The sequence below is a fragment of the Halomonas sp. 1513 genome (genome assembly GCA_001971685.1).
In the GTDB taxonomy this organism is placed as follows: Bacteria; Pseudomonadota; Gammaproteobacteria; order Pseudomonadales; family Halomonadaceae; genus Franzmannia.
Map to the genome: position 1 here is coordinate 2,271,847 of CP019326.1, position 12,496 is coordinate 2,284,342.

Annotated in this window: 10 protein-coding genes; 4 read left to right on the plus strand and 6 right to left on the minus strand. The window is 65.8% G+C overall.

The features are described from left to right. Positions 1–66: 66 nt before the first annotated feature. The gene (locus BWR19_10215; GenBank protein ID APX93273.1) at positions 67–957 is read left to right on the plus strand and encodes a LysR family transcriptional regulator; all 891 of its coding nucleotides are present in this window, start codon (positions 67–69) and stop codon (positions 955–957) included. Here BWR19_10215 and BWR19_10220 read toward each other — a convergent pair. After that, a complete protein-coding gene (locus BWR19_10220; protein APX93274.1) occupies positions 938–1,852 on the minus strand; it encodes a LysR family transcriptional regulator in 915 nt (304 codons plus the stop codon). The two genes, BWR19_10215 and BWR19_10220, sit on opposite strands and share 20 nt — an antisense overlap. A gap of 124 nt (positions 1,853–1,976) precedes the next feature. Between BWR19_10220 and BWR19_10225 the strand changes: the two genes are divergently transcribed. The 3 genes from BWR19_10225 to BWR19_10235 all read left to right on the plus strand — a co-directional run bounded on the left by BWR19_10225 (position 1,977) and on the right by BWR19_10235 (position 6,320). Then, entirely contained in the window at positions 1,977–3,470 is a 1,494-nt protein-coding gene (locus tag BWR19_10225) for an aldehyde dehydrogenase family protein (GenBank protein ID APX93275.1), read from the plus strand. Positions 3,471–3,543: 73 nt separating this feature from the next. Further along, the gene (locus BWR19_10230) at positions 3,544–5,010 is read left to right on the plus strand and encodes a Na+/H+ antiporter NhaC (GenBank protein ID APX93276.1); all 1,467 of its coding nucleotides are present in this window, start codon (positions 3,544–3,546) and stop codon (positions 5,008–5,010) included. Positions 5,011–5,036: 26 nt separating this feature from the next. Next, complete coding sequence (locus BWR19_10235) at positions 5,037–6,320, plus strand: FAD-dependent oxidoreductase (protein ID APX93277.1); 1,284 nt, start codon at positions 5,037–5,039, stop codon at positions 6,318–6,320. Positions 6,321–6,376: 56 nt separating this feature from the next. Here the strand turns inward: BWR19_10235 and BWR19_10240 are convergent, their stop codons facing one another. The 5 genes from BWR19_10240 to flgH are packed head-to-tail and all read right to left on the minus strand — an operon-like array spanning position 6,377 to position 12,489. Continuing rightward, positions 6,377–7,582, minus strand: a complete 1,206-nt coding sequence (locus BWR19_10240) for a flagellar biosynthesis protein FlgL (protein ID APX93278.1) — start codon at positions 7,580–7,582, stop codon at positions 6,377–6,379. Positions 7,583–7,603: 21 nt separating this feature from the next. Further along, positions 7,604–9,499 (minus strand): flagellar hook-associated protein FlgK, encoded by a 1,896-nt coding sequence (locus BWR19_10245; GenBank protein APX93279.1) that lies wholly within the window; start codon positions 9,497–9,499, stop codon positions 7,604–7,606. Positions 9,500–9,556: 57 nt separating this feature from the next. Next, complete coding sequence (locus BWR19_10250; protein ID APX93280.1) at positions 9,557–10,663, minus strand: flagellar rod assembly protein/muramidase FlgJ; 1,107 nt, start codon at positions 10,661–10,663, stop codon at positions 9,557–9,559. Beyond that, positions 10,660–11,784 (minus strand): flagellar biosynthesis protein FlgI, encoded by a 1,125-nt coding sequence (locus BWR19_10255; GenBank protein APX93281.1) that lies wholly within the window; start codon positions 11,782–11,784, stop codon positions 10,660–10,662. Before BWR19_10255 ends, BWR19_10250 begins: the two co-directional genes overlap by 4 nt. 15 nt (positions 11,785–11,799) lie before the next feature. Further along, complete coding sequence (gene flgH, locus BWR19_10260; GenBank protein APX93282.1) at positions 11,800–12,489, minus strand: flagellar basal body L-ring protein; 690 nt, start codon at positions 12,487–12,489, stop codon at positions 11,800–11,802. Positions 12,490–12,496 lie beyond the last annotated feature (7 nt).

Genomic DNA, 12,496 nt, shown 5'->3' on the forward strand with positions numbered 1-12,496 from the left:
CCGCCTCTCAGGCCACTCCGGCGCCAACGCGCCGGAGTGGCCGGCCAGCACTCCGGAGCACCGCGCTTGGCGTCTCGCAACCTTCCCTCCACCACCGCCATGCAGTGCTTCGAGGCCGCCGCGCGGCACAAGAGCTTCACTCGCGCCGCTGAGGCCCTGAGCCTGACCCAGAGCGCGGTGAGCAAGCAGGTCGCGCAGTTGGAAGCCCACCTGCAGCACAAGCTGTTTCGCCGCGTGCGACGCAGCCTGGTGCTGACGCCGGAGGGCGCGATCTACCTCAGCGACGTGCGCAAGGTGCTGGCGCAGATCGAGATGTCGACCCACGCCATCATGACCTACAGCGGCAACAGCGAGGTGCTCAAGGTGGCGACCCTGCCGAGCTTCGGCACGCGCTGGCTGGCCGACCGGCTGCCGGCGTTCCTGGCCGCCAACCCGCGCATCAGCCTGGAATTCCACGACCGCGTCGAGGACTTCGACCTCGAGCAGCAGAACATCGACGTGGCGTTTTTCTACGGCCACGGCAGCTGGCCCGACCTTGAGTGCCACAAGCTTGCCGACGAGGAGATGGTCGCCGTGGCCGCCCCGGCGCTGCTGTCAGCCCGCGCGCCGGCTTCGGCCAGCGACCTCACCGAGCTGCCGCTGCTGCACCTCTCGACCCGCCCCGACGCCTGGCACCAGTGGTTCGCCGAGCAGCACATCGGCACCGACCGCAGCTACCACGGCACCCGCTTCGAGACCTTCCCGATGCTGGTGCGCACCGCCATGGCCGGCGGCGGCGTGGCGCTGGTGCCACGTTTCACGGTCGACGAGGAGCTCGATAGCGGGCGCCTCGCCGTTGCCGCCCCCCACCGCCTGCGCAGCGCCAGCGCCTACTACCTCGTCTACCCCGAACACCTCGGCGAACTGGCCAAGGTGCGACGCTTCGTCGAGCATATCCTCAGCACGTTGCCGGCGTAGCCGCCGGTGCTGCGATTCGCTCACCGATCCAGTCGATGAACGAGCGCACCTTGTAGAGCTCGGCCATGTGCTCGGGATACGCCATGTAGTAGCTATCGCGACTGGTCAGGGCAAACGGCCAGGGCATCACCAGCTTGCCCTCCTGAAGTTCCTCTTCGGCCAAGAACCGTGGTACCAGCGCCACGCCACACCCTGCCTGAGCCGCGCGCAGCGCCATGTAGAAAGTATCGAAGCGCGGCCCGTGGTAGCTGTGCTCGGTGTACTGCTGTTGGGCCTCGAACCAGTCGTGCCAGGCTTCCGGCCGCGTTGCGCTCTGCAGCAGCACCAGCTGGGTCACATCCAGCGGACGCTCGATCGTGACACGCTGCAACGCCTGAGGGGAGCACACCGCCACCATCTCTTCATCGAGCAGCTTGACGCATTCGGCCCGCGGCCAGGCGCCGTGACCGAAGAAGAACGCCACGTCGATACGCTCCTGCTGCAGGTCGAAGGGCTCGACCCGGTTGCTGATGTTGAGGTTGATCTGCGGGTAGCGAAAACGGAAGCCGTTTAGGCGCGGGATCAGCCAGCGCGCACCGAAGGTCGGCAGGGTCGCCACATTGAGCACATCGCTCTCACCGCCATAGGACTGCATGTAGCGCGTCGACATCTCGACCTGGGCGAGGATCTTGCGCGCCTCGCTGAGGTAGACGGCGCCCTCCGGCGTGAGATGCAAGCGGCGGCGGATACGCCGGAACAGCGGATGCTCGAGTACCGATTCGAGCTGGGCTACCTGCTTGCTCACCGCGCTCTGGGTCAAGCTCAGTTCGGCAGCGGCGCGGGTAAAGCTGAGATGCCGGGCGGCGGCCTCGAAACACTGCAGGCCGGCCAGGGAAGGGAGATGGCGGCGATTCATTGGGCCTCCACAGGTCATGAAAATAGGGAATGATATCTATATTAAACATCGTTTGCCGGTGCCTAACCATGCTGGTGATACTCGATTCAGGCTTTTGCACTCAACGACAATGATAGGAGCAAGAATGATCGACGATATCATGCAGCGCCTTGGCGTCAGCGCCGATGCCTACCGTGACGGCAATCTGGCCGTCACCACCCCCATCGACGGCAGCGTCATTGGCCGTGTCCAATCGGCCTCAGCCAGTGAGGTCGAGGCGCAGATCGCGGCCGCCGAGGCCGCCTTCCTTGCCTGGCGCGAGGTACCGGCCCCGCGCCGCGGCGAGCTGGTACGCCTGTTCGGCGAACAGCTGCGCGCTCACAAGGATGACTTGGGGGCACTGGTGACCTGGGAGTGCGGCAAGATCCTCCAGGAGGGGCTGGGCGAGGTGCAGGAGATGATCGATATCTGCGATCTCGCCGTGGGCCAGTCGCGCCAGCTGTTCGGCCTGACCATCGCCTCCGAGCGACCCGGTCACCATATGCGCGAGAGCTGGCACCCGCTGGGGCCGGTGGGGCTGATCACCGCGTTCAACTTCCCGGTGGCGCCCTGGGCCTGGAATGCCGCTCTGGCACTGGTGTGTGGCAACAGTCTGCTGTGGAAGCCTTCCGAGAAGACCCCGCTGACCGCCCTGGCCTGCCAGGCGCTGCTCGAGCGCGCCATGGTCGACTTTGGCGACGAGGCTCCACAGGGCCTGAGCCAGGTGATCATCGGCGAGCGCGAGGCCGGCGAGCAGATGGTCGATGACCCTCGGGTGCCTCTGGTCAGTGCCACCGGCAGTACCCGCATGGGCCGCGAGGTAGGGCCACGGGTCGCCGCGCGCTTTGGGCGCAGCATCCTCGAGCTGGGCGGCAACAACGCCATGATCCTGGCACCCAGTGCCGATCTCGACATGGCCACCCGCGCCATCCTGTTCTCGGCGGTAGGCACCGCGGGGCAGCGCTGCACCACGCTGCGCCGGCTGATCGTCCATGAGTCGATCAAGGACGAGGTGGTCTCGCGGCTCAAGAAGGCCTATGCCGGGGTCTCCATCGGCAATCCGCTGGAAGGCAAGCTGGTCGGGCCACTGATCGACCAGCAGGCCTTCGATGCCATGCAGGGCGTACTCGCCAAGGCCCGCGACCAGGGCGCACCGGTGTTTGGCGGCGAGCGCCAACTGAGCGATACCCACCCCGAGGGCTACTACGTGTCGCCGGCCATCGTCGAGATGCGCGAGCAAAATGACCTGGTCAGGCACGAGACCTTTGCGCCGATTCTCTACGTCATGAGCTACCGCGAGCTGGATGAGGCCATTGCCCTCAACAACGACGTGCCCCAGGGGCTGTCGTCGTGCATCTTCACCACCGACGTGCGCGAGGCAGAGACCTTCGTCTCGGATACAGGCAGCGACTGCGGTATCGCCAACGTCAATATCGGTCCCAGCGGCGCCGAGATCGGCGGCGCCTTCGGCGGCGAGAAAGAGACCGGCGGCGGCCGCGAGTCGGGCTCCGATGTCTGGAAGACCTACATGCGTCGTCAGACCAACACCGTCAACTACTCCCGCGAACTGCCGCTGGCACAGGGGATCAAGTTCGACTAAACCGCCCACGCCCCCGTCTGCCTGACGGGGGCTTGCCTGACCCTCGCGACAATCACAACAAGGAAGGCACCTCATGCATGACGACATTCGTATCGGCCCGCCTCCCGGGCTGCTGATGGCGCTGTTGCCGCTGCTGGTCACCACCGCGGTACTGATTCTGCAATTCTTCGTCTTCGCTGACTTTACGCCGCACATCCCGCTGGCCTGCGGCATCATGGTCTGCGCCTTCTTCGGCCGCCTGCGCGGCATCCGCTGGACCGAGATGGAAGCCTCGATGCTCGAGGTGGTCAAGATCGGCATTCCGGCGATCTTCATCCTCATGGCAGTGGGCATGGTGATCGGGACCTGGATCCTGTCCGGCACGGTGCCGATGCTGATCTATTACGGTTTCCAGATGATCTCGCCGTCTGTGTTCCTGGTCGCTACCTGCCTAATCAGCGCGCTGGTCTCGCTGGCTACCGGCACTTCCTGGGGCACCGTTGGCACCCTGGGCATCGCGCTAATGGGCATTGGCGAGGGACTCGGCATCCCCATGTACCTGACCGGCGGTGCGCTGGTCTCGGGTGCTTTCTTCGGCGACAAGATGTCGCCCCTGTCTGAGACGACGAATCTGACCCCGGCGGTATGTGAAACCGACCTGTGGAGCCATATCAAGAGCATGATGGCCACCACCGTGCCGGCCATCGTGATTTCGCTGATCCTCTATGCCTGGCTGGGTGCCGGTTACGCCGACCAGTTGGAACGCACCACCGATATCACTACCTTCCGCAACACCCTGGCGGATACCTTTAGCCTGTCGTGGATCACCATGATCCCACCGGTGGTGGTGATCGGCATGGCACTGGCCAAGCTGCCGCCCTTCCCCACCATCTTCACCGGCGCGGCGCTCGGCGGCCTGGTAGCCATCGGCATCCAGGGCGAGAGCCTGCACACCGTGTTCGATGTGATGCAGAACGGCTACACCAGCGATACCGGCAGCGGCGCCATCGACGAGCTATTGAGCAGCGGCGGCGTGCTGTCGATGACCTGGGTGGTCAAGCTGACCTTCTTCGCGCTGGGCTTCGCCGGCATGCTCGAGGCCTACGGCACCATTGACGCCATCATCCAGCGTTTGATGCGCCTGATACGCGGCCGCTTCAGCCTGGTAGCGACCAGTTCGGGGACCACGCTGGCGGTGAGCACTATCATCGGTGACGTCTACACCACGCTGGTGCTGCCCGGCCGTCTGCTCAAGGGCCAATACCAGGCGATGGGCTACAAGACCACCACGCTGTCGCGCGCTATCGAGGACAACGGCACGCTCTCCTCACCGTTGATTCCATGGAACATGGGCGGTGGTTTCGTGGCCTCGACCATCGGCGTGCCGACCCTGGTCTATGCACCGTTCGCCTTCGCTTGCTGGCTATCGCCGCTGTTCGGTCTGCTGTGGGGGCTAACCGGCCACTTCATCCCGCGCGAAACGGATCCGCAGCAGGCTCAGAACACAACCGATGCATCGGGCGATACCGCCTATACGCCGGCCAGCGGCCATTCATCCTGATAGCACCGCGGCAAGGAGAGACCGGAATGCAAACACGCTGCCTGTGGGAGACCACTGCCCGCGAAACAGCGCCGCCAACGACGACCCTGGAGGAGGCCATCGAGACTCGGGTGTGCATCGTGGGGGCCGGGATCACCGGCCTCAGCACCGCCCTGCATCTTGCCGAGCTGGGTATCGATAGCGTACTGCTCGAGGCCGGCGAGTCGGTGGCCAGCGGCGGCTCGGGACGCAATGTTGGCCTGGTCAACGCCGGGCTATGGATCCCGCCGGACGATATCGTCGAGGCGCTGGGCAAGGCCGACGGCGAACGTGTCAATCAGATACTCGGCGCCGCACCGGCGGCGGTGTTCGACATCATCGAGCGCTACGCCATCGACTGCAGCGCAACGCGGACCGGCACCCTGCACCTGGGCCACAGCACCAAGGGCTGCAGTGAACTGGCGCGACGCCACGACCAGCTCGCCTCACGCGGCGCCCCGGTAACGCTGGTCGAGGATGAGGCATGTCATGCGCTTACCGGCACCACTCGAATCCAGGCGGCACTGCTCGACGAGCGGGCCGGCACGCTCAACCCGGCCGCCTATACCCGCGGCCTGGCGCGTGCCGCCGCGGAGCAAGGTGCGCGTCTGTTCACCTACAGCGCCGCCACCGGCATTGCCCGCCACGGCGACCGCTGGCGGGTGTCCACCGCACGTGGCGCGGTAACCGCAGACCGGGTGGTGCTGGCCACCAACGCCTACACCTGCGACGAGTGGAACTACGTCAAGCGCCATTTCTTCCCCGGGCACTTCTTCCAGGTCGCCTCACAGCCGCTTGAGGGCGACGCCGCCGAACGCATTCTGCCGCAGCGCCAGGGCGCCTGGGACACGCGCATGGTGCTCAGCAGCATCCGCCGTGATGACCAGGGGCGGCTGATCCTTGGCAGCCTGGGCCGGGGGGAAGGTCGCCCGAAGGCCTATCTCGAGCAGTGGGCCAATCGCATCCAGCGCTGCTACTTCCCCGACCTTGGCAAGGTCGAGTGGCAAACCTCCTGGACCGGGCGCATCGGGTTCACCCCCGACCACACCCTGCGCCTGTTCGAACCCCAGCCGGGCATTCTCGCTGCCAGCGGCTACAACGGCCGCGGCCTCACCACCGGCAGCGTGGTCGGCAAGGGCTTCGCCCACTATATCGCCCATGACGACGATGCCCTGCTACCGCTACCGCTCAAGCGTCACACTCCGGTCAGCGCACGACGGCTGAGGAGCGCCGCTTATGAAAGTGGCTTCACGCTATACCACGCTGGACAGTGTCTGCGCGTGGTGACCTGAACGAGGCATAAAAAAACCGCTGCCGAGGCAGCGGTGAAGAGAGCGGCACACACCACTCAGAGACGATCGAACAGCGACATCCCCTGGATGTCGACGAAGGCCTTCTGCGCGGCCTGGAGGCCGACCTGGCGCAGGCTGTATTCGGAGATTGCCTGGGCGTAGTCGAGGTCGACCAGGTCGGAGAGGGTCTGCTCGTAGTTGAGCATGCGGTTACTGCCCACCGAGTCGACCACGTCGAGCTCGTTGAGCCGAGCACCCACCGAGGCGCGTACGGTGAGAACGTTGTCGAGGCTGTTGTCGAGCTCGCGCATCGAGGTGTTGAGGGTGTTGCGCAGCGCGGCCTTGTCCTGGGCGTTTTCGGCGGGATTCTCCAGCACCGCCAAGGCGTTCTCAAAGGTCTTGAACAGATTGGGGTCCATTTCGGTGGCGCGGCCCAGGGTAAAGCTGTCGCCGTCGGCCGGCTCACCGCTGAGGGTCACGCTCAGACCGCCGAAGCGGATCTGTTCGCCGGGAACGTAATCCTCGGTCTCTATCTCCTCATCGCCTTGCCAGACCGTATAGGTGGCATCCTCGCCATCCACGCTGAATTCGATGCGGTACTGCAGTCCATAGCCGTCGTTGGATGAGTCCACTACCGTGGGCCCGCCAACGATCAGGCTGCCGTCATTGTCGCCCATCTGGGTGATGTACTTAGCGCCGCTGGGCACGCTGGCGAAGATCTTGTTGCCGTTGTCGGCCACCGGCATCAGCCGCGAGGAGTCGATACGCTGCTCGCGTACGTTGTTGTCGCCGACATAGCTTACCGAGCCATCCGCCTCACGCACGTAGGGCGGGCTGCTGTCCTGGTAACCGCCGAACAGGTAGCGGCCGTTACCGTCGGTGGCGTTGGCCTGGCCGATCACGGTCTCGTAGATGCCGCGCAGTTCGCTGGCGATTGACTGGCGGTCGACGTCGCTGAGGGTGTCGCTGGAGGCCTGGATCAGCAGGGTCTTGGCGCTGGCGATGGCGTCGCTGACGCTATTGAGGATGCTCTCCTCCTGGGACAGCGAGTTTCGCGCGCTGACCCGGGCATCCATGTGCTGCTGGGTGACCGCCTTGGACTGGTCGACACCCACCGCCCGCGAGGCGGCCTGGGGGTCGTCCGAGGGGTTGACCACGCGGCGCCCGGAGGCGATCTGCTGGCCGACCTTCATGAAATCATTCTGCTGGCGGTTCATGCTCGAGACGCTCTGCTCGAACATGGTCACGGTGCTGACGCGCATTGCGGTTAACTCCTAAACGAATCAGGCACGCAGGCCCAGAATGGTATCCAGCAGCGACGAGCCTATGTCGATGACCCGCGCATTGGCCTGGTAGTACTGCTGGTAGCGGATCAGGTTGGCGGCCTCTTCGTCCAGGTTGACCCCGGATTCGGACTGCTGCACGGCCTTGAGCTGGTCGGTGAGGCCCTGCTGGGCGTCGAGGTTGACCTGGACGATATTGGTGCGGTTGCCCACGTCGCTGACCATCGAGCCGTAGGCCTGGCTGACACTGGAGGTACCGCCCACCAGCGAGACATCCTGCAGGCCCTGCATGGCCAGGGCGTTGCGGTTATTGCCGGTGCCGGGAGGCGCGGCGTCGAGGGTCAGGGTCTGGCCTTCCTGGATATCGCCGAGGGTAAAGGTGACGCCGTCGATGGTCAGTACATCGCCGGCCTCAGCGGTCTCACCAGTCGTCATGGGCTCGCCATTACGCATTACCTCAATGGCACCATCATCATCGAACGTCAGCGCACCGTCTTCGCCAACGGTAAGGCTAAAACCCTCAGCGCCGATATTCTGCAAAGCCCCGCTCTCGGCACTCATCCCGCTGATCGGCATATCGCCATTCGCTTCGACGAAGCTCGCCGCGGCGATCTTGTCGAGGTCGTTGATCCGGGTCTCCATGCTGGCCCCGGCACGGCGCACCGGCTGCACCTCGAAGCGGTCGCCGTTGGCGAAATCGCCGTCGCCGAAGCCGATCACCACGCCGCCGAAGCTGAGCTCATTGGTACCTGGTTCAAAGTCATGGTCGACCACCCGGCCATTGTCCTTGCGAACAACTTCGAATTCCGGGGCAGCGGCATCGGTCACGCGCACGGTGTAGTCGGTGGCGCGCAGGTCGTCGAGATCGCCGAAGCGGGTCGAAGCGATTTCGACATCGCCGGCGTTACGCTCATTGGCGTAGGCCTGGGGCTGGCCGATATTGAAGAAGTCTTCGCCCTGCTCGCCGTTGAGGTCCTGACCCAGGCGGTGCTGCTCATTGAAGCCCGCCGCCAGCGAGACCGCCAGCTGGCCGATCTGGTTCTGGGTCTTGTCGAGGGTCTCGGCACGGAAGGTCATCAGCCCGCCGAGGGTACCGCCGGTCACCGCGCCCTCATTGAGTTGGGAGACGCTACCGTTACCGTCGCGGTAGCCGAGCACCATGCGCTGCGGGTCGTTGGCCGACTCGATGGCCTCGAGATTGAACTGGTTGGTGCCCGACACCAGCGGCTGGCCGTTGGGCAGCGAGATATTGTAGGTCTTGCCGTCCTGGATATTGACGCGCACGTTCATGCGCTTGCTGAGATCGGCGATCGCCTCATCACGCTGATTGAGCAGGCTGTTGGGCGCCTCGCCGGTGCGCGCACGGGCCAGGGCGATCTCCTTGTTCAAGCCGGCGATCTGGTCGGTGAGGTTGTTGATCTGGGTAACTTCGTCGTTGATCTGGCCGTTGACGCCGCGCTGCATGTCCTCCAGATAACGATCAAAGGAGCGGAACTGGGCGCTCATGGTGTCGGCGGCGCCGAGCACACCCTGGCGGGCGGCGGGGTCGGACGGCGACCCGGCCAGGTCCTCCATGGCCGAGAAGAAGTTCTGCATCAGCGGCGCCAGGCCGGCTTCGCGGTCGGCGAGCAGGTTGTCGATCTGGCTGACCTGGCTCTGATAGGCCTTGAGCGCGCTGGAGGAACTGGTCGCGGCGTTGAGCTGGTCGGCCACGTACTGGTTGAACTGGCGCTGGATATCGTTGACCTTCACGCCACCCGCCGCACCGCCTTCGCCCAGCAGCGTCAGCTCGCGGTTATAGCCCGGCGTATAGACGTTGCTGATGTTGTTGCTGGTGGTGTTCAAGGCGTTCTGAGCGGCGTTCAGCCCGCTCAAGCCGATCGAAAAAATGCTCATGATTCCGTTCCCTTAAGCCAATGCTTGTTATATCGGCACCGCCGCTCACATCTTTAATCAAAACCAGCTGTTGCCCGGGGCGAAAATACTGCCGCTGGCCGGCGCCTCGCGGCTGGCCAGGGTCGGGCCGGCGGCGTCGATCGGTCCCAGGGTATTCATGATCGACACCAGCTTGTCGGCATAGGCCGGGTCGGTGGCATAGCCGCCCTGCTGCAGCGCACGAGCGGCCTGCTGGGCGTTGGGCGCCTCGACCACGCCGGCATAGCGCGGGTTGTTGCCGATCAGCCCGGCGTAGTCGGTGAAGGCCTCCTCGAAGGAGTCGTAGACGCGGAAGGTGTCGGTGATCCGCGTGCGCCGGCCGTCGATGTATTCGTGGGTGGTGATATCGGTGGTCTCACCCTGCCAACGGCTGCCAGCCTTGATGCCGAACAGGTTGTGGCTGTTGCCACCGCGGGCATCGGGAATCTCGTGGCGTCCCCAGCCGGTCTCCAGCGCCGCCTGGGCGAGGATCAGCTCGGCCGGCACGCCGGTGACCCGGCTGGCCGCCTGGGCCGGGGCGGAAAGCTCGTCGACGAAGGCGCGCACGTGGTCGGGCCGGTCGCCGCGGGGCTCGCTGCGCTCGGCGCGCGCCGTGGCTTCCGTGGGCTCGGCAGCGTCACGCTGAGCGCCGCGCTGCAGATCGAGGGCATCCAGGAAGCTGCCCGGCGGCGCCACACCGGCCGACTTGTCTGCGCGCTCAGTGGGCGCATCACCGGGCAGGTTACCGGCGCTCAGACCATCGCTTAGGACCCGCGGCGTGCCGCGGGGAATCCCGGCGATCAGCGAGTCGACCTCGCTGTCGGCCTGCTCACGCGCGGGGACCATGCCGCGGCCTTCGAGCTGGTTGACCAGCTGCTCGGCAAGGCCGATGCCGCGGCCAGAGAGGTGCTGCGCCCACTGCTGGTCGAGCAGCGATTCGTAGAACTCGGTCTGCTGGCTGTGCAGCAGGTCCGAGCGCGGCGTGGCCTCGCGCATGCTCTTCATCATCATCTGTACGAACAGCGCCTCGAACTGCTTGGCGGCTTCGTCGAGGCCGGCGTTGGGGTCGCGGCTGGCGGTATGCCGCAGGCGCTGAATGCCCTGCATGTCGAGGGCGAACTGGCCGCCGAGATCGTTGCTCATCAGATGATCTCCAGCTCGGCGCGCAGCGATCCGGCGGCCTTGAGCGCCTCGAGGATCGCCATCAGGTCGTTGGGTGTGGCGCCCAGGGCGTTGAGGGCGTTGACCACGTCGGTGAGGTCGGCGCCCTCGACCATCATCAGGGCGCCCTCCTGCTGCTCGACGGCGATGTCGGTGTCGGGCACCACCACCGTCTCACCCTCGCCGAACGGCGCCGGCTGGCTGACCTGGAACTGGGTGTCGATGATGATCGACAGGTTGCCGTGGGCCACCGCGGCGCGGCGCAGGGTCACCGCGCTGTTGAGCACCACCGAGCCGGTGCGCGAGTTGACCACGACCTTGGCCGGCACGTCGTTGGGCGTGACCCGCAGGTTCTCGACCCGCGCCATGAAGTTGACCCTGTCGTTGGGGTCGGCCGGCCCTTGCAGGCGGATGGTACGGCCGTCCTGGGCGGCAGCCACCGGCCAGCCGAAGTCGCGGTTGATGGCCTCGACCACCTGGCGCGCGGTGCCGAAGTCCGACTCTTTGAGCTGCAGGTCGAGCACACCACCGTTGGCACCCAGCTGCAGCGGCACTTCGCGCTCGACCATGGCGCCGCCGCTGATGCGTCCGCCGGCCTGCTGGTTGATCTGCACGCTGGCTCCGCCGGCCTCGGCGCCGGCACCGCTGACCAGCAGGTTACCCTGGGCGATGGCGTAGGTATCACCGTCGGCGCCCTTGAGCGGCGTCATCAGCAGGGTGCCGCCGCGCAGGCTACGCGCGTTGCCCACCGAGGAGACGTTGATATCGAGGCGCTGGCCGGGCCGCGAGAACGGCGGCAGGTCGGCGGTGACCATCACCGCGGCAACGTTGCGCAGCTGCATGTTGGTGCCCGGCGGCACGGTGATGCCCAGCTGCGAGAGCATGTTGGTCAGGCTCTGTCCGGTGAACGGCGCCTGCATGGTCTGGTCGCCGGTACCGTCGAGGCCCACCACCAGGCCGTAGCCGACCAGGGCGTTGTCGCGCACGCCTGCAAAGTCGGCCAGCTCGCGCAGCCGCTCGGCCTGCGCCGGGCTGGTCACCATGGCCAGCAGCAGGGCCAGCATCAGGGCTTGCAGAATGCGGCTGCCACGCAGGAACGTCTTCATCGGCACTCGGCTCCGCTAGAAAGGTGAAACGTTGAGGAAGAAACGCTGCAGCCAACCCATGTGCTGCGCCTCGTTGATATAGCCGTCGCCGACGTACTCGATGCGTGCATCGGCAACCTGGGTCGAGGGCACGGTGTTCTGGCCGGTGATGGTGCGCGGGTTGACGACACCCGAGAAGCGAATGAACTCGACGCCCTGGTTGATGGCGATCTGCTTCTCGCCGCGCACCCGCAGGTTGCCGTTGTGCATCACTTCGAGCACCGACACGGTGATGGTGCCGGTGAAGGAGTTGTTGGCCTCCGAGCCGCCGCCGCCGGAGAAATCGCTGTTGCCGGACACGTCGAAGCCGTAGTCGGCGAGCTGCTCGAGCACGTCGGGCAACTCGAGGAACGACAGCCCCGCCGAGCCGCTGCGCCCGGCGTTGCTCTGGGCGTTCTTGCTGGCACTGACTTCCTCATCGAGCACGATGGTCAGGATGTCGCCGATCATGCGCGGACGACGGTCCTCGAACAGCGGGTGATGGCCGCGGGTCGGCTGGTAGATCGAACCGTTGGGCTCGGGTGGCGGGCGGTCAGCGATGTTGACCTGCTCCTGCTCGCCGACCACCGACGGGCGCGGCATCTGCGCGCAGCCGGTCACGATGGCGACCAGCAGTAGCGCGCCGAGCAGCCGCCAGGGGCGCGATGAGGACGTGTGCCGTTTCATGCTCTCT